Consider the following 18,000-nt stretch of genomic DNA (forward strand, 5'->3'; position numbering starts at 1 on the left):
AATGACTAACCAGGAAATTGAGCGAAGGCTTCAGCTACTCGAAGATGTCGAAGCGATTAAGAATCTCAAAAATCGCTATTGCTATTGGTGCGACGCAAATTATGATGCGGCAAATATAGCCTCATGTTTTACTGAAGATGGGATCTGGGACGGCGGTAGCTTTGGCTCTTACAATGGCCGAGCGGCGGTTCACAAGTTCTTCGCCGAGGACGCGCCCAAACTCCTGTTGTTTGCGATGCACATGGTTATGAATCCAGTCATCGAAGTGACCGGCCAAACTGCTACCGGCCGCTGGTACATCTTCGAGCCAGTAACCTTCGCCGATGGCAAAAAGGCCGGCTGGCTGGCCGGTTACTATCATGACGACTTCGTTAAAGTGAATGGTGAATGGAAGTATAAGCACTTGCGTTTTCGACAGTACTTATCAACGCCCTTTTCGGAACCCTGGTTAAAGACCAAGTTCGGTCCGGAATAGCAATCATGGAACTTTATCACAGCAATATGTCCGTCTGCGCGCAAAAAGTTCGGCTCGTGTTGCGCGAGAAAAAGCTTTCTCCAGTGGAACATCACTTGAATCTCCGTTCCGGTGACCAAACCAGGCCGGAATACTTGAGATTTAATCCTAACGGAGTCGTCCCAACCCTGGTTGTCGACGGCCAGCCTATCGTCGAATCAACGGTGATCTGCGAGTATCTTGACGATAGCTACCCAGATCCTCCCTTGCGGCCACGAGATCCAATGGTGCGAGCCGCCATGAGACTATGGGCGATGGTTCCTGACACGAGTCTGCACAGTGCGTGCCTGGTGATCAGCTTCGCAATCGCATACCGGCATCAGATGCTGGCTCTGCCGCAAGAAGAGATCAACCGTCAACTCGCAGAGAAACCCGATCCGACCAATCGCGAGTACCAGCGACAGACCATCGTCCATGGGATCGATGCCCCGTGCGTGGCCGACTCGATCCGAGTTTACGATCGGGTTCTGACACGAATGAGTAAGCAGCTCGAGGTCAGCCCATGGTTAGCTGGCGATCAGTATAGTCTCGCTGACACCGCACTACTGCCGTATGTCAGCAGACTCGAAGACCTCAATCTATCTTGGCTATGGGATGGTAACAGGGTCTCGATAGGTAGATGGCTAAACCGGGCAAAGGGGCGAGCAAACTATGGAGGCATTGCGGATTATCGCGACGAAGCCTATGTGGAGCTGATGAAGCGCAGTGGGAGCGAGGCGGGCGCAAAGATAAAGGCGATTCTGATACAACGTTAGGCAAGCGGAAATCAGATCCAAAATAAAGAGAACAAAGCTTAGAAACAATCGATCGCATTCGGAGGAGTCTTATGGCAATCCCGCGATATTTCGGTGCGAAAGTAAAAAGACTGGAGGATCCTCGTTTCCTTTTGGGCAGAGCGCAGTATGTAGATGATATCAAGATGCCGAACATGGCTTGTGTGGCTTTCGTGCGCAGTACCTATGCTCACGCCAAAATTAAGGCCATCGACGCCAGCAAGGCTCTCAAGCTACCCGGAGTTGTGAAAGTTCTGACGGGAGAAGAAGCATCGAAGAAATGCAAACCGCTGGAAGTAGAGATTGATCTGTCGAAATTTCCCGGAAAGTACAAGAGCGCAACGTTCCCTCCGATCGCTGTCGGAAAGGTCGCTTTCGTCGGCGATATCGTAGCAGCAGTTGTAGCGAGAAACCGGTATCAGGCTGAGGATGCGGCTGAACTGGTGGAAGTCGATTACGAACCGTTGCCGATCGTTTTGGATGCCGAGGAAGCGATGAAGAAGGGGGCGCCTCTCGTGCACGAGGAGTGGGGCGATAACATCATGGTGAGCTCAGCGTTCTCGAGCGGCGACGTCGATAAAGCATTCGCTGAAGCAGACGTCACCGTCAAAGGACGCTTCCAGATGAGTCGCCACTGCGCAGCACCCATGGAGCCGAGGGTCGTGCTCGGCTTTCACGACCCGGCCTTCGATAGTACGACCGTCTGGAGCTCGACCCAGATGCCCCACATGGTACGTACCAAGATCGCCGAATCGCTTTCCTATCCAGAGAATAAGCTGCGAGTCGTGAGCCCTGACGTTGGTGGCGGTTTCGGCATGAAGGCGCATGTCTTCGTCGAGGAACTAATTATAGCCATGTTGACACTGGAACTGGGAAAGCCGGTTAAGTGGACTGAAGACAGACGGGAGAATCTATACGGGTCCTATCATGCCCAGGACGAGCTCTGCTATGGGGAGCTCGCGGTCAAAAAAGACGGGACGATTATCGGGCTAAAGGCTAAATTCATCGGGGATGTCGGCGCTTACACTTCCTACCCATGGACTCCTGCGTTTGAACCAATACAAGCGGCTCTCCAATGTCCTGGGCCTTATAAGTATCTGAAAAATGTGAGTTTCGAATCGCTGGCAGTAGCGACTAATAAGACTACCTCGAGCGTTTATCGCGGAGTCGGGGCGCCGGCTGGGCAATACACGATGGAACATCTGCTCGACATGGCAGCCGCGAAACTTGGAATGGATCCCGCCGAATTGCGACGAAGGAATTTGTGGCGCAGTGAAGACTTTCCAATCGTATCCTCTACTGGTCTGAAGTACGACAGTGCGACGCCGCTTGAGTCCTTCGAAAAAGCTCTGGGCATCGTGCACTACCAGGAGTTTCGAAAGGAGCAGGAAGAGGCGCGTAAACAAGGCCGATACCTAGGTATAGGTATCAGCTGCCTTTTGGAGCCGACCGGCTTCGGTCCCGAGTATTGGCATGCGATCGGCGTCGATAGCGTGTCGGGTTACGAATCGGCACAAGTAAGAGTTGATCCGGCGGGTGGAGTTACAATTAGCGTGGGTACTCATTCGCACGGCCAGGGCCACAACACTGTATACGCGCAAATCGTGGCCGATGAACTCGGCTGCGAGATGAACGATGTGACTTTCATACAGGGCGATACCTCAGCGACTCCCTATGGCTGGGGCGCATGGGCGAGCCGCAGCGCAGTCGCGGGAGGTGGTGCATTACTCACCGCTACGAAGATAGTGCGCGAAAAGATGTTCCGGATCGCCGCCGATAAGTTGGAAGTAAGTCCCCAGGATCTCGAATTCAACGACGGTAACATCCAGGTTAAAGGCGTTCCCGGCAAGGGAATTAGCCGTCGAGAACTAGCGCGTGCCGCTGTATACAATGCGAAGGTGCCGGCCAACGAAGAGCCCGGTCTGGAAGGAACCTTCTACTATAAGACCCCGAATCCGGTATCCAACGCAACTCATATAGCTCTAGTCGAGTCTGATCCGGTGACTGGAATGGTAAAACTGCTGAAGTATGCAGTCGTCGAAGACTGCGGCAAAATGATCAATCCCATGATAGTCGAGGGTCAGATTGCCGGTGGTGTCGCGCAGGGAATCGGCGCGGTGATGCTGGAAAACCTGAGCTATGATGAATCGGGTCAAATCCTGACGACGTCATTGATGGATTACCTGATGCCTGGCGCAGCTGACATTCCGCCGTTTGAATTTGGGCATCTTGAAACGTACTGTCCGATCTCGGTAGGCGGGATAAAGGGCATGGGCGAGGGAGGAGCTATTGCATCGCCAGTGGCAGTTGCTAACGCTATCAGCGATTCCCTGGCAAGTTTCGGATGGAAGCCTTTGACCAAGCTGCCGGCGTCACCCGAGATTGTGCACGCGCTGCGAGGAGTCGATGGAAAGGCGGCCTAGCCTCTGCTGAGGGCCGGACAACCCGAAATTGCTCATATATCTCGTTTTTGGTACAATGCTGTTCGTTAACGCGACAGGTCTGACTATTGCGAGGACGACGCATGACCGAAAAGATTGCCGATCTTCAGCATACCCTCGGCGAAGTTGCGAAAGCGTCGCCTCGAAAGCTGCGATGCGCGATTTGTCGGCGACCGTTCTTTGCCTCCGAGTCGAATGGAGTAGCATATTGGATGCGGCGCGACGAAACTGAAAAGGCCGTTCTACACTTGGAGCATCGCTGTGAGAATTGCTTGATAGGAATGGCGTGGGACATCGACCGCAATGGAAACTTTGCCGAGTGCAGTTGTGCTCAAAGTGATCTGGAAGTGATAGTCAAGAATCAATACCAGCCTTTTTGCCCGTTCTTCGACTAGCTGGGGTTGTATTCCGCGTTTTGCGCAAAAGCAGGGAATAGAACTATGGCGAATCCAACTAAAAGCGAACATCAAACTATAAGGCCATACCTGTGCATCAAGAACGCGGCTAAGGCGATCGAGTTCTATAAGAAAGCATTCGGTGCGGAAGAGGTGTCGCGCTCGGCAGAGCCGGACGGCAGGATTGGGCACTCGGAAATCCGGATTGGTAATTCGTCAATTTTGATCGCCGACGAATATCCGGAGGCGCCAGAAATGGCGGGCGTGCGCAGTCCACAATCGCTCGGCGGTTCCTCCTTGCACATCTGCCTCGAGGTTGAGGACGTCGATTCGCGTTTCAACCAGGCAATCGCCGCAGGCGCGAAGCCGCTGATGGCAATCAAAGGAAAGGCCCATGGTGGGCGACGGGCCAGGTTGACGGATCCATTCGGCCACGTCTGGACGCTTTCAAGCCCCATGGAGTAAGCGATCGATTGAAGCACGGTCCTCTCGCGCAGTGCCCTCAGACGATTCCGTTTTTGCGCATCCGTTGTATCTCGTCGGGCGTTACTCCGAGGAGATTTCGGAGAACTTCATCAGTGTGCTCGCCAAGCATCGGGGCGGCCCGCTCATACGATATTTTGGTGTTCGAATAATTGATGGGACCGGCCACCGAGGGCACGGCGCCGAGCACCGGATGCTGCAGTTCTAACTGGAGCCCCCGTGCCTGCACCTGGGGATCTGCGAATACGTCTGCGATGGTGTTGATCGGTCCACATGGGACGCCCGCGTTTTCGAGCGTGTAGATCCAATCGTGGCTGCTCCGAGTGCGGAAAATTTCGTTGAGGATCGGGATCAACTCATCGCGATGATCGACGCGCGCCGGATTGTCTGCGAAGCGTGGATCGTCAACCAGTTCGGGACGTTCCACCAACTCGCAAAACCGCGCGAACTGGCTCTGGTTCCCAACCGCAAGGATGACGTGGCCGTCGCTCGTCGCGAACACCTGGTAAGGAACGATGTTCGGATGCGCGTTTCCCATACGCTGCGGCGATCTCCCGGCTACGAGATAGTTCATTGCCTGGTTGGCCAGAATCGCGACCTGCGAGTCCAGTAAGGAGATGTCGATCTGCTGTCCTTGTCCAGTGCGATCGCGACTAGCCAACGCGCCGAGAATTGCGATGGTCGCATACAGGCCGGTGAAGATATCAGCTACTGCGACGCCGACCTTCACTGGGCCGCCGCCCGGACGATCGTCGGGTTCACCCGTTACGCTCATCAGACCCCCGGTGCCTTGGATCATGAAATCATATCCCGGCTTGTCGCGATGCGGGCCAGTTTGGCCGAATCCCGTAATTGAACAGTAGATCAGGCAGGGATTGACCGCGTTTAGCGACGCGTAGTCAAGCCCGAATTTGGTCAGGCTTCCTACTTTGAAATTTTCGATCACGACGTCGCTGAGAGCGGCAAGCTTGGTGATCAATTGCCGGCCCTCAGGCTGAAAAAAATCGATCGTTACCGAGCGCTTTCCCCGGTTAGTCGACATGAAATACGCGGACTCCTCGGTCTTGCGGCCGTCCGATGTGGTAAAGAACGGAGGGCCGAAGGTCCTGGTATCATCGCCGACCCCCGGCTTTTCCACTTTGATGACAGTTGCGCCGAGGTCGGCTAGAGTTTGCCCCGCCCACGGGCCGGCAAGAATTCGCGAAAGTTCAAGAACACGGACATGGTTCAATGGACCTGTCATGCTGATCTCTCTACCCCCGACCCTGGTTCGCCGAAGCAAGTAGTAGGTCGGCCACTTACATTGTTGAGAACCACCCGAGCGTTGGTACAAAATAGTTTGCGTTCATGACCAATCGTTTTGGAGAGCATCGTGTTCATCAATTCTGAGCATTCGTCCAGCGCACACCAGAACATCTGTATGAGAAGAGTCTCCGCCCTGGTGGCGATGGTCGTGGTCGAATGTCTGTTCGCTGCGGCCTGCGCATCGTCAGTCGCTCCCCCTAGAGCTTCGTTCACGCAAACCGCGACCTTCGACCAACCACCGAAACCGGACGGCTGCTACATGCCAGTTTTGAACACGGAGCCTTTGACCGCCCACCGAAGGATAGCGATTGTCGAAGCTTGGGGATCTTCTGTTGATCAACAAGACCAGGTGTTGGAGGCGCTGAAGAGCAAAGGATGCGAGACCGGTGCCGACGCCCTCGTGATCGTCGAGGGCCAGTCTCAGGCCAATCCGCACATCGCGCAGTTCGGCCTGCCGGAGACCGTTGAGTCCGAAGAAGAGAAAATGGACAAGACGCAGGGGCAGAGGCACAAGAACGACATTGCCCCTGCAATAGGCGAGGCCGGCCACCCCGGCTACTACGTCGATTCTGTCGCGATTGTCTACGATAAAACAAAAGCCAACGGCGAGACCGCAAGCCATTGAGGTCTGCGAAGTGTCGCTTCGCACGATCAGATTGATTTCGTCCAGACAAAATTCTCAACGCGCAACGGGTTTGTACGAAACCATTTCCGCATCCACTGCTCCTTCATAAACGCTGCGATAGCTGTATTTGACGAACCGGTTGACGTCTCGGACATACCAATAGGTGAGTGTGACAAGATCGTACACTCCGCCAGTTCCAACGATTCTATCTCTCAGCTCGACGCGCAGTGCCTTGAAGGTTCCGGCGGGTACTGCCACCTGCTCCCATCCAATTACCTTGCCGCGAACGTCTTCGGTGCCGTACACGTCGTCGGCGGGAGTCTCCCAATGAGCGTTTTGCGCCCAAGTCTTGCCCGGAAAAAGTGGAAACTTGAACCACATCAGCGGTTTCTTCCAATTAGTAGGTGGAGCATTAGCGAACGTGACCGATCGATAGGTAAGCAAGTTCCAGTGGTTGTCAGTTACAATTCCGTTGCCCCATTCGTCGACGACGAAATAGCCGTCCTCGTTAATGCTTTCGACCTTAAATTCTCTGTTTCCGTCGAGGACTCTATCAGTCCATACGTCGCCGACCCGAATATCTGGTGCTGCCACAGCTTCGGGATCTGAAGACGCGCCGGATGACGAGCCGGAAACGGAGGTCGCATTGGCAAGCGCAGCCGACGGTTCGTTCGCGTCGCCGTTAGCACCGCATCCAACGCATCCGAGAGCGATCAGAACAGCGAATTGGACAATGTATCCACACTGAACGAGGAAAACATCCCGCAGAAGTCGCATCAGGAATGTACCTTCGCCTCCCCGTGGTTTGTACTTGTTTACGCAATTCAAGAGTCGCGCTGCATTACCCAGGTTCAATCCCCTTGGCCATCGCTAATCAACACATTCGGGACATCGCGAAATTCAGGTCCCCGGCTCGCTCGCATCCGCGTTGCATTTCTATCTCCCACTTGCGGATGGCGGAAAGATTCGACAGTCTTCGACAATTCGCCAGACAGGTGCGCTTTAACCGTCTTTCTAAACCGATATTGACGCCCCCGGGTTGAACATAGGTCCCCGACTGTCAACCTTCTGAGTCGAGTCCGAAAGAATCCCGCGTCAACTCCAAGAACCTTACACACATGCTCAAAAGAGAGCAGTGATTGAGACGCCGAATCGGTTTCGAACCAGGATTTCGCTTCTACAAAGAGTTTGCGATCCACGCGTCGCGTCGCATTCGCGTATTTGACGTAGCAACACACTGCGTCGTCCAGAATCGCCATCATGAGTCGGGTCTGACCGTCAGGATAATGAAACTGGGATGAACTAAGGAAGCCAGGTTCGCAAGTGGACCTAGCCGACAGATCAGACAATCCGATGGCCTCGACACGAGCAATCGATTCGGCTATTAGCTGCGCGGGAAACTCGGGCATCATTGGTGGTATGCGGATCAAGATAGTCGACGGTTTGCTTGGGCAGTCTGCCTTGACGGAAGTGGGAGTGGACGAGCATCGAATGTGCCAAGATGGGAGTGCTCAAGGCTCGCAGCCACGAACAAATCCGCAGACTCTAATCTTAAACGATCAACCCCGTTGCGTCATCGAAAGGCAATAGCTGACCCGTGCGCAGCAAGGTGCTGAATACACGTAGAATCGTCATCACTCACGAAATTTCGTGAAGCTGTCCGGGCGGTTTGAAAAACGAGTCGAAAGATAGCGATTGAATGTTGGGCTACTGGGAAATCTGAAGCACTCCAATTAACGGGATTTTGAAAATTAACGGCACGTTTGTTGCGTATCGTGATGCACGAAGGAAACCACTTTGCTATACGCGGTTCTATTGGACGATGTTGAGCTGTTCGCCGAACTTGCCGTCAAGCATGGGAAAGCCAGAAGAGAATATCTCGCGTCGCTCGCACGACTTGACCGCCTCGTGCTTGAAGGTTCTTTAGGGGAGCGCGGTGCTCTGATGATCCTTCAGGCCGAATCATTGTCCGAGGTTGTTTCGGTCCTCCAGGGAGATCCGTACGTAACGGAGCAGATTTCCAGCAGTGTGCAAATCCGGTCGCTGGAAATAAATTTGGTCGGAGATATCGATCTCCTTGTTCGACGCAGCGTAGATGGAACCGGCCAATATCTCGAGGCGGCTAATGAATCTGAAGAGATTTGCGCTTGTAAGGGCAAGTAGTGATACAGGAGAGCATTCTTGCAGATAGACTATTCTGAAACGCTGAAATATTCGCCGGAAGTGATATGGAAGGCGCTTCTCGATCCGAAGGTTATGTCGCGCCTCCTCCCTGGTGTCGAAAAGTTTGACGAAATAGGTCCCGATAAATACGCGGTGACTGCGAAACTTGGATTGCCTTCGGTGCGAGGAGTCTACTCCGGTATCGTTGAAATCTACGACAAGAAAGAACCGTCTTCCTACAAGCTGCGGGGCGATGGCAAAGGGACCCAAGGTTGGGCGAAAGCCGAAGTGATTATAACGCTCTCCGCCGGCGACGGCGAAACCAAGGTTAATGCCAAGGCGCAGGCGTCAGTTGGCGGAACAATTGCCGGTGTCGGTCAGCGAATGATGGAGGGAATCTCCAAATCAATGGCGCGTGATTTCTTCGGCGCGCTGGATGCCGAATTGCAGGGTTCGAAGCAGTAAGAACGGACTGATCGCGGGGAGACGGGGTTGCAACTTGACTATACGCATGTACTGAATCATCCGCGCGAACTGGTGTGGAACGCCATGCTCGATCCGGATGTCATGTCCCGCATGATACCCGGCATCGAGAAGTTCGAGCAGACAGCTCCTGACCAATACTCAGTCGTTGCGATGCTCGGCGTACCTACTGTCAAAGGAACCTATACGGGCAAGGTTCAAATCTCCGACAAGGATGAACCGTCGTCATACCGTATTCGTGGCGAAGGACGTGGCGCCCCCGGCTGGGTCAAGGGTGACGTCCTGATGACGCTGACCGCCGTCGATGCGGGAACGACGAAGGTAGCCGCAAAGGCTAAAGCGGACATTGGTGGAACGATCGCCGGAGTCGGACAACGCATGATGGAAGGCGTCGGCAAAGCCATGGCCCGCGAATTTTTCGAATCTCTCGATCGTGAATTGCAGGGCAAGAAGCAAAAGGTCAGTGCCTTCAGGTTTTCGGTAAGGGTCTTCTTTGCGATGGTGCGTAACGCCGTGAAGCGCATATTTCGGGGCCGCGCCGCCGGCGAGGTAACCTGATGGCGGTAGAGCGAATACATCAGCTCGTCGATACGTTCGGCCGGGTAGTTAATTACCTGCGCATTTCGGTCACGGACAGATGCAATCTGCGCTGTCAGTATTGCATGCCTGCGGACGGCGTCCCCTGGGTTCCCAAGGAACAAGTTCTCAGTTTTGAAGAGATGGTCCGCATCGTCCGCGTAATGAGCGGAATGGGAATCAGCAAAGTACGAATCACCGGTGGCGAACCGCTGGTACGCCGCGGGCTAACGGATCTCATAGCGCAGTTCAGTCGACTGGCTGGGGTAGAAGACATAAGTCTCACCACCAATGGTGTTCTACTCGCACCGCAGGCGCGCGCGCTGTTCAAAGCTGGACTGGGTAGAATAAATATCAGCCTCGATTCGCTGCGTCCGGACTCCTTTGCGTCGATCACGCGTGCGAATCTTTTCGGGCGAATCAGGGAAGGAATCCAGGCGGCAGTGGAAGCGGGATTCAATCCTATAAAGCTCAACATGGTCGTGATTCGTGATGTCAACGACGATGAGATCGCAGATTTTGCCCGCTTGACGAAACACTCACACTTCGAGGTGCGGTTCCTCGAATACATGCCGCTGGATGGTTACGGCAACTGGGACCGGAGTAAGCTTGTTTCTGGAGCGGAGATCCTTGAACGCCTGCGCGCAGTGGGCGAATTGGAGAAAATACGGTCCGATGATCGCTCAGAAGTGGCGCAAAGGTTTCGTCTGAGCGGCTGCCAGGGCGAGATAGGATTGATTCTTCCGGTAACACAGCCTTTCTGCGCCAACTGCAGCCGGCTTCGCGTTACTGCGGAAGGCTTCATCAAGAATTGTCTGTTCGGACAGGAAGAATGGAACCTGCGTGATTTGATGCGCGCTGGAGGATCGGACGAGGAAGTTCGCGAGATGATTCGTCTCGCAGTAATGAGAAAGAAGGCCGCATTCGGCGGATTGGACCTGGACAACGATCGGTCTGCTCGCAACATGTCGCAAATCGGGGGCTAGGAGTTTTTTCGATCGCGGGTGCGAATGGAGCAAAAAAATCATAAAGCGTCCCTCAGCGGTATCGCGGTTGTCATACTTGCTGCCGGACGTGCTAGCCGCATGGGTCGCGAGAAGCTTCTCCTGATGCTAGGCGATAAACCTGTCATCAGGCACGTAGCCGAGACGGTCTGCCGCTCGGAACTGGATGGAATAAGCGACACTGTGGTAGTCGCCAATCCGCGCAATCAGGACTCGATTCGCGCAGTACTTGCAGGTCTGGATTTGCGAATCATCTGCAACCCATCCTTTGAACAAGGATTGGGGACCTCGATTGCCACGGGTGTAGGCGCTGCAGTCGGTTCTGATGCAAGCGCCTTACTGCTGGTTCAAGGCGACCAGCCATTCGTGAACGCAGAGGTGTTGCGGCGCTTGATTGATGAATGGCGAGAACATCAGAGCGCCTTCGTCGCATCTTCCTATGACGAAATCACGACCACACCTGTGATCTTCAGCCGCGCGCTATTCGCTGAAATGGCCGCTCTGAAAGGTGACGTAGGAGCGCGATCGGTGCTGCGAAATCATGGAGGCCGCGTCATTACCTTTCCAGCATGGCGCGGCGCTGACCTTGACACTGAAGAGGATTACGAAAGAGTTCAGCAACTTTTTGCAAAACTATAGGTTCTCTAGCTAATCGGGAGAGGAAGCAAATGAAACCTCCAGAGTTCGAATACCTGGCCGTCCGCACCACTGACGAAGCAGTAAGTCAGTTGGCCAAACACAAGACCGCGAAAATATTAGCAGGCGGCCAGAGTCTTACGCCGATGCTCAATTTCCGCCTGGTGCATCCGGACATGCTCATCGACATCAATCCGGTCAAGGAACTTGACTTTATAAAAGAGCAGAACGGCGGCGTGCGCATCGGCGCGCTGACTCGTCATCGGCTGATAGAGTCGTCTAAATTGGTTCACGACAAACTGCCAATCCTGGCAGTTGCGGCAAACGAGGTAGGCCACCTCGCCATTCGTACTCGCGGCACCTTCGGGGGCAGCTTGGCTCATGCCGATCCTGCGGCAGAGTTTCCAATGATAGCGCTGCTGCTTGATGCCCAGATCAAGGCAAGGAGTGCGAGCGGCGAGCGGACAATCAAGGCCAAGGACTTTCTAGTCAGTTATCTGCAGAGCGCGGTTGCGGAAGGCGAGTTGGTAACCGAGGTGTATTTGCCGGGCTTGCCGGCGCATAGCGGATGGGGTTTCCACGAACTTTGCCGCCGCCCCGGTGACTTCGCGATTGCCGCAGTGGCGGCTATCGTCACTATGGACGGCGGCAAAATCTCCGACGCGAGGATTAGCATGGCCGGCGTCGGAGCGACTGCGTTGCGAGCGCCCGCGGCGGAGACGCTGCTGAAGGGTAAGGCGCCCGATGCGGCGTTATTCAAGCAGGCTGCGGAGAAAGCGGCGGAAGCATCCGATCCGTCCAATGACGTGCATGCGTCGTCAGATTTCCGTCGGCATCTGGTCAACGAACTTACGCAGCGAGCTCTCAAAGACGCCGTCGAGCGCGCAGCAAAAGCCTAACCGAATCGCAACCTGCGGTTGAAGGAGATTTACAATGGCTGAAAAGAAGCAGATCGAGGTTAAGGTAAACGGTACCTCCTACAAGCGCGAAGTCGAGCCGCGCCTTCTCCTTGGAGATTTCCTGCGCGAGGATTTGGGGCTCACCGGCACGCATTTCGGCTGTGAGCACGGCGTTTGCGGGGCCTGCACGGTGATGCTCAATGGCACCAGCGTGCGCTCGTGCCTGATGTTCGCGATCCAGGCGAACGGCGCGGAGATCATGACGGTTGAAGGGATCGCGGACGGCGACAAGATGCATCCGCTGCAGCAATCGTTCTGGGACAATCACGGCCTTCAGTGCGGATTCTGCACATCGGGGATGCTGATTACGGCGCTCGATCTGATCAAGAATTTCCCACTCGCCAACGACGATGAGATTCGCCTTGGCCTGTCGGGCAATCTGTGTCGCTGCACCGGGTATCAGAACATCATCACGTCGGTCCGCGAAGCGGCCAAGCAGATGCGCGCAAAGAAGGCAGCCTAGCGAATCAGGTTAGCGATGAATCGTGACCATTCGGTGTCTCGAATAGGTCAGGAAACGGTGAACGATGAGCGGTGTCCGATCAGTTGAAGAAGTCGAAGCGCTATTGACGCGAAGTCACTACGTCGGCGATCGCGAAATAGCCACGGCAATATTTCTTGCCATTCGATTGCATCGTCCTTTGCTGGTCGAGGGACACGCAGGTGTTGGCAAGACCGAGATCGCCAAGACCCTGGCGACCGCCCTGAATACTCAGCTTATCCGCTTGCAGTGCTACGAAGGGCTTGACGTCTCGACCGCGCTGTACGAATGGAACTACGCAAAACAAATCCTGCGGATCAGGATGGAAGAACAGTCGTCGCAGAGTGCCAGCGAGAAGGAAGCGCTGATCTTCAGTGAACCTTACCTGATGGCCCGCCCGCTGCTGCAGGCACTTAGGCATGCCTCAGCGAGCCCGGTACTGCTGATCGACGAAATCGATCGGGCCGACGAGGAGTTTGAAGCCTTTCTGCTCGAGGTGCTGGCCGAATATCAGGTTACTATTCCCGAACTGGGATCGATTAAGGCAGAGCATCTACCTTACGTCGTCCTGACTTCTAACCGGGTTCGCGAATTGAGCGATGCGCTCAAGCGACGCTGTCTCTACCTGTGGATTGACTATCCGTCGTTCGAGAAGGAGCTGGCGATCATCCGCACCAGGCTGCCGGAAACCGAGGAGGCCCTGGCCGGACAGATCTGCCGCTTCATGGAAGCGCTTCGCGAGACCGATCTCGATAAGCGTCCGGGAGTCGCCGAAACGCTGGACTGGGGCAGAGCTCTCTCGGAGTTGAACGGGACAAAACTCACGCCTGAGGTAGTCCGTTCGACCTTGGGTTGCGTCGTCAAATCAAAGCGCGACATTGAACGGGTTCAAGGGTCTCTTACAGAACTGCTCGAGCGCGCGGTAGTCGAATGACCTCGACGGTTGACAACACAGATATCGCGGACACAGATATCGGGTTGATCCCGTCGCAGGGAAATCTGGCGACGGCCGTCGTCGCTTTCTGCCGGCTGCTCCGGAAAAAAGGCGTGAAGCTGCAAGCCGATGCTTCGCAGACCGCTATCATTGTGCTCAGTGAAATCGACATTACTAATCGTCTCGATTTCCGCAACGTACTTCTCATCGCGCTGCTGCAGCGACCCGAAGACCGCGCATTATTCATTTATCTCTTCAACGCTTTCTGGTTGATAGCTCCGTCGCAGAACCGGCAGCCGGAGAGTGCGCTGGGAATGCTCGGCCGTCCGCTGGACACCAAGGGTTCCTTGCAGCGCTCAGATGATGACGACGATGACCAGGAGCGCCCGAATACGGGAACCCTGAAGCGTGCGTCGACTGCGATGGTTCAAGCGGAGACGGAAGATGCAAGCCTCGAAGCAGCGCGCGCTGCGACGCATGGTCAGAGCATCTCAAGTATCGGTGACTCCAACGACCAGCAAATGGCAGAGCTGGAACGGCTCGCCAGGCATTTGGGACCGTTGCTGGCAACGCGGCGTTCGCGGCGCCGAATTTCCGATCGGCGCGGGAACTTTCCCGATCCTCATAAGATGCTCCGCAGCAGCCTCCGCTATGGAGGAGTTCCGGTTGAGTTTCAACGCGCGCGCCGCCGCGTAACCCGAACTCGGTTGGTGGTCCTTTGCGACGTAAGTCGCTCAATGGACGAATACGCATCTATTTTCCTTCAGTTCGCAGCCGCCGTGAGACGTCGGCCATGGCAGGTCGAGGTCTTTCTCTTTGCGACAGAGCTAAGACGCGTAACTCAATCCTGGAGGCATAGAAGCTGGACTGAGCTGAAGACATTGGTGCCCGACTGCGGCGGCGGCACTCAGATAGGTGCCTGCCTGACGGAGTTCGTCCACAACTACGGCGATGCCATGCTCGGAGCGCGCACGATTGTCGTTATCCTGAGCGATGGTCTCGAGACCGGGGAACCCGCTCAGCTAGGCGCCGCAATGGAGCAGGTGCGACGACGCAGCCATGCGGTCGTATGGCTGAATCCACTGCTACATCTGGAGGGTTATGAACCACGAGCGGCAGGCATGGCCGCGGCTCTGAAATACGTAGACTTATTCGCGCCCGCGCATAACCTGGCCAGCTTATGGGAGTTGCAAAAGCAGCTGCGTATGCTGGCCGGAAGTGGCCGAGGCACGCTTATTCGCCAACTGGGAAAGCGGGCGAACAGTGATTTGGGGGACGCCGCTCCGCGGCGGCAGCGGTACGGAGGTGATAAGGCCAGGAAGGACCTTGTCGGGATACATTCGGGGAAGGTAACCGCTCTGTAAGGAGGACTTATGCGGCAGAGAGTACTTGCGAGGGGAGCGCGTCTTTGTTTGATCGCCTTCATTACTATCGCGGTCTCGCTCTTAACCTGGTCCGGCGAACGCGCAAATGCGTACCAACTGACGGACGATCTGGAGGTCCGCGGAACCTACAAGATGGAAAGCTATTTCCGTCTGCCGGATGGCACGCGCAACGTGTTCAATCCTGCGACGGAAACCTTTAGTCGCGAGCATCTTGATCATCTGATGAGTCAGCGCAACGAGTTTCGGCTGGATATCGAATGGACGCCCAAGTCAGAAGATTGGGGACCCTATTTTCCGAGGATGAAGGCGGTTGTGCAATTTCGCCCCTGGTACGACAGCGATTGGCAGCTGTCGAGCGAAGGCCAGGGAAGGTATCAGCAGCAGCTATGGTCCTATTGGGGCAATAATCTTCAGCACCCGTTTACCGGTGACGCCACCGGAAATGATCCGGTCTTCCGCGAATACTATCTGGATATCACGCCGAAAAATTTCTTCTTTCGTATAGGCAGTCAAATCATCGCGTGGGGCAAGTCGGACGGTGTCTATATGTTGGACATCCTGAATAATTTCAACTTGCGCAACCCAACGATCTTTGAAGAGGAAAACATCAAGATCCCGGTTTGGGCGGCGAATATGAACTGGCAGCCGTGGGTCGGCGGCAATCTTCAACTGCTATGGATGCCGCAGTGGTTTCCCACCTATTGGCCTGGGCTGCGTCTCGCAAACAACGAACCTGTCGAAGGCGGTTACCATGACTGGACCTATGGAGTCGTGAGCGACTTTAACAACTTCTATAACGGACAATTTGGTTTCAAAGTTCCTATCGGCCTGCACACCCCTACCGTGCGGCCGCAAGACTGGATCGGCGGTGCTCGCTGGAGTGATAGTAGAGGTGGCCTCAATTACACACTGAACTATCTGTATACCTACACGACTGGCTATATCGACTATCCCAACACAGGGAATTTCTCAACGGCGACCGCTGTAATCCGCGAACCGCATCGGATGCAAGTAATTGGCGGTTCAATCGACTACGACCTCGAAACCGGCCATGAGGACATCGACGGCACCGTCCTTCGAGTCGAGTCGTCAGAGACAGTCGGCGATCAGTATTACCAGGGAATCGTCGGCAATCCCAAGTATATATCTCATTGGGGAGTCTTGATGGGGGTGGATAAGACCATTCTCGGCGACTATCTGGAGCGCCCGGTTTTTGCGAGCGTTCAGTATTGGCACGACATGGTTACCAACCAGGACCGATGCAACAATTGCGGCGCAGATCCCGGCAATTTCGAAGATCTCGGCTTCCAGGGCAGCACTTCTGGCACGCGCGGTGTTTACAAGAGTCTGATGACCTTATTCATGGAGAAAAACTGGCTCGAAGGTGACATCGTAATCACGGACTTTTTTGCTCTATACGAACTGCAATACCACGACTGGTGGATACGTCCCAAGGTCACGTACAAGTACGACGACAACACTACTTTTGCGCTCGGCTTTAATATATTTGCCGGCGGGCCACAAACACCGTATGGCCAGTTCACAAACAATACTAACGCTTTCATAGAATTGCGCAGGCAACTCTTCTAACTGATCAAAGAAGTAACGATATTCCAAGCACTGGAGAAAAGCGCAAATGCGACGCCTAACACTGTTAGCAAGCCTGTCGTTCTTGATCTTTATAGGAGGAACCACCTATGCGGCCGACGCCGTGTCGACGGCACCGGTCCCACCTCCGAAAATGATCGCGGGTAAGCCTTATAGCATTTCGCCGGGATCCAAGCCGGGTACTTACTTGGTCAAGTGGGGCGACGATTCGTTCACTTGGGAAGCGAAGCCCTGGTACGAAGATACTCTCAAGCAGCAGGGGCCAGCCTATTATGCACAATGGACAGCTGGAAAACCGTTTCCCTTCGAGGTTCCGATCGATCAACGCGATAAGCTCGATCCGCAGGATCTGATGGATCGATGCGTGGCCTGGTCGTATTACGGTCCTTATTACGAGGGCGCCGCTGACATCTGGAACAACCTTGTCGTTGAGCCAAACGGAAGCGTCCGTGAAACCGAACATTTCATGGAGCTCTATATGGCATTTGTCGGCGGCAAGAATCTGCAATACCTGCCGCCTAGTCAACAGGGTAAGGTATCGCACATCTATGAATGGATCGCGATCGATCCGGAAGAAGTGCGTGGACAATCGGGCGTTACCACAGATTTCTTCGAACGCGATCAACGTCCACAAGATACCTGGTATACCCCCACAGTCCGCAAGGTACGGCGATTGGCGGGCGCAGTTTCAAAACAATTTTTCCCGGGCACCATTGTGCGCTACGAAGACGTCTCGCACGTGAGAGCGTTGCCAGACTTGGATTACAAGATAGTGGGCTTCGAACTCTTCAAAGGAGATCCCTCAGTACATGGCAACGGGCCTGCAGACTATCCCAATGTTAAACGGGTTGATGGCGCTGGCGATGTAGCGATCATCGTCGAAATAACGCCGAAGCCCGGTGTGAGCTGGTGGTACGCAAAGCGCAGGATAAAGTGCGGGTTGGAAAGCCTAACGGCTATGGAAAGTGAAGAGTTCGACGAAAAAGGGCAGACTCAACGTCATGTAATACACGGACTTATCACCGGGTCAGAGGGCAAGATGCCCGATGGTAGCGCCGCGCCCGATTGGTATCAGACTTGGGGTTCCCTGTTCGTCGACGATAAGAAGAGCGGCTTCAAGGGTGACATGTGGCTGTCGAATCTGCAGTTCGACCCAGACTTTCCGACCTCAATCTTTACTAACGATACGCTGGTCCGCGAACCGCGGAAACTTGGCTTCTGGAAATAAGTATCTT

General features: G+C 54.8%; 18 protein-coding genes. 16 read left to right on the plus strand and 2 right to left on the minus strand.

Annotated features, from left to right (window positions below; translation table 11 throughout):
- Window position 1 precedes the first annotated feature (1 nt).
- The 4 genes from WB650_RS00430 (at window position 2) to WB650_RS00445 (ending at window position 4,588) form a co-directional block, all read left to right on the plus strand.
- Entirely contained in the window at window positions 2–475 is a 474-nt protein-coding gene (locus WB650_RS00430; RefSeq protein ID WP_423959004.1) for a nuclear transport factor 2 family protein, read from the plus strand.
- A 5-nt stretch (window positions 476–480) separates the two neighbouring features.
- Window positions 481–1,269, plus strand: a complete 789-nt coding sequence (locus WB650_RS00435) for a glutathione S-transferase family protein (RefSeq protein ID WP_423959006.1) — start codon at window positions 481–483, stop codon at window positions 1,267–1,269.
- Window positions 1,270–1,340: 71 nt separating this feature from the next.
- A complete protein-coding gene (locus WB650_RS00440) occupies window positions 1,341–3,710 on the plus strand; it encodes a xanthine dehydrogenase family protein molybdopterin-binding subunit (RefSeq protein WP_423959008.1) in 2,370 nt (789 codons plus the stop codon).
- 458 nt (window positions 3,711–4,168) lie between these two features.
- Window positions 4,169–4,588: a VOC family protein gene (locus WB650_RS00445; protein ID WP_422306625.1), complete on the plus strand. Its 420-nt coding sequence runs from the start codon at window positions 4,169–4,171 to the stop codon at window positions 4,586–4,588.
- A gap of 37 nt (window positions 4,589–4,625) precedes the next feature.
- Here WB650_RS00445 and WB650_RS00450 read toward each other — a convergent pair whose 3' ends face one another.
- Window positions 4,626–5,849, minus strand: a complete 1,224-nt coding sequence (locus tag WB650_RS00450) for a CaiB/BaiF CoA transferase family protein (RefSeq protein ID WP_422306626.1) — start codon at window positions 5,847–5,849, stop codon at window positions 4,626–4,628.
- 117 nt (window positions 5,850–5,966) lie between these two features.
- On the opposite strand from WB650_RS00450, the gene WB650_RS00455 reads away from it, so the two are divergent.
- Window positions 5,967–6,536 carry a hypothetical protein gene (locus tag WB650_RS00455; RefSeq protein ID WP_422306628.1) on the plus strand — a complete coding sequence of 190 codons (570 nt, stop codon included), beginning with the start codon at window positions 5,967–5,969 and terminating at the stop codon, window positions 6,534–6,536.
- 54 nt (window positions 6,537–6,590) lie between these two features.
- On the opposite strand, the gene WB650_RS00460 is transcribed toward WB650_RS00455, so the two are convergent.
- The gene (locus WB650_RS00460; RefSeq protein ID WP_423959011.1) at window positions 6,591–7,313 is read right to left on the minus strand and encodes a hypothetical protein; all 723 of its coding nucleotides are present in this window, start codon (window positions 7,311–7,313) and stop codon (window positions 6,591–6,593) included.
- Window positions 7,314–8,333: 1,020 nt separating this feature from the next.
- On the opposite strand from WB650_RS00460, the gene WB650_RS00465 reads away from it, so the two are divergent.
- The 11 genes from WB650_RS00465 (at window position 8,334) to WB650_RS00515 (ending at window position 17,993) form a co-directional block, all read left to right on the plus strand.
- Window positions 8,334–8,699 (plus strand): YciI family protein, encoded by a 366-nt coding sequence (locus tag WB650_RS00465; protein ID WP_422307026.1) that lies wholly within the window; start codon window positions 8,334–8,336, stop codon window positions 8,697–8,699.
- 18 nt (window positions 8,700–8,717) lie between these two features.
- Window positions 8,718–9,164 (plus strand): CoxG family protein, encoded by a 447-nt coding sequence (locus WB650_RS00470; RefSeq protein WP_422307028.1) that lies wholly within the window; start codon window positions 8,718–8,720, stop codon window positions 9,162–9,164.
- 27 nt (window positions 9,165–9,191) lie between these two features.
- Complete coding sequence (locus tag WB650_RS00475) at window positions 9,192–9,740, plus strand: CoxG family protein (protein WP_422307030.1); 549 nt, start codon at window positions 9,192–9,194, stop codon at window positions 9,738–9,740.
- Window positions 9,740–10,744 carry a GTP 3',8-cyclase MoaA gene (moaA, locus tag WB650_RS00480; RefSeq protein WP_422307032.1) on the plus strand — a complete coding sequence of 335 codons (1,005 nt, stop codon included), beginning with the start codon at window positions 9,740–9,742 and terminating at the stop codon, window positions 10,742–10,744. The genes WB650_RS00475 and moaA overlap by 1 nt, the downstream gene beginning before the upstream one ends.
- Window positions 10,745–10,768: 24 nt before the next feature.
- The gene (locus tag WB650_RS00485) at window positions 10,769–11,401 is read left to right on the plus strand and encodes a nucleotidyltransferase family protein (protein ID WP_422307034.1); all 633 of its coding nucleotides are present in this window, start codon (window positions 10,769–10,771) and stop codon (window positions 11,399–11,401) included.
- Between the two features lie 29 nt (window positions 11,402–11,430).
- The gene (locus WB650_RS00490) at window positions 11,431–12,297 is read left to right on the plus strand and encodes an FAD binding domain-containing protein (protein WP_422307036.1); all 867 of its coding nucleotides are present in this window, start codon (window positions 11,431–11,433) and stop codon (window positions 12,295–12,297) included.
- A gap of 34 nt (window positions 12,298–12,331) precedes the next feature.
- Window positions 12,332–12,820, plus strand: coding sequence for a (2Fe-2S)-binding protein (locus WB650_RS00495; protein WP_422307038.1), 489 nt, complete (start codon window positions 12,332–12,334; stop codon window positions 12,818–12,820).
- A gap of 64 nt (window positions 12,821–12,884) precedes the next feature.
- Complete coding sequence (locus WB650_RS00500) at window positions 12,885–13,772, plus strand: AAA family ATPase (RefSeq protein ID WP_422307040.1); 888 nt, start codon at window positions 12,885–12,887, stop codon at window positions 13,770–13,772.
- Window positions 13,769–15,136, plus strand: coding sequence for a vWA domain-containing protein (locus tag WB650_RS00505; RefSeq protein ID WP_422307042.1), 1,368 nt, complete (start codon window positions 13,769–13,771; stop codon window positions 15,134–15,136). Before WB650_RS00500 ends, WB650_RS00505 begins: the two co-directional genes overlap by 4 nt.
- Before the next feature lie 48 nt (window positions 15,137–15,184).
- Window positions 15,185–16,747, plus strand: coding sequence for a DUF1302 family protein (locus WB650_RS00510; protein WP_423959015.1), 1,563 nt, complete (start codon window positions 15,185–15,187; stop codon window positions 16,745–16,747).
- A 46-nt stretch (window positions 16,748–16,793) separates the two neighbouring features.
- Window positions 16,794–17,993 (plus strand): outer membrane lipoprotein-sorting protein, encoded by a 1,200-nt coding sequence (locus WB650_RS00515; RefSeq protein ID WP_423959017.1) that lies wholly within the window; start codon window positions 16,794–16,796, stop codon window positions 17,991–17,993.
- Window positions 17,994–18,000 lie beyond the last annotated feature (7 nt).

This window comes from Binatus sp. (SeqCode), assembly GCF_049584895.1.
Classification (GTDB): Bacteria; Desulfobacterota; Binatia; order Binatales; family Binataceae; genus Binatus.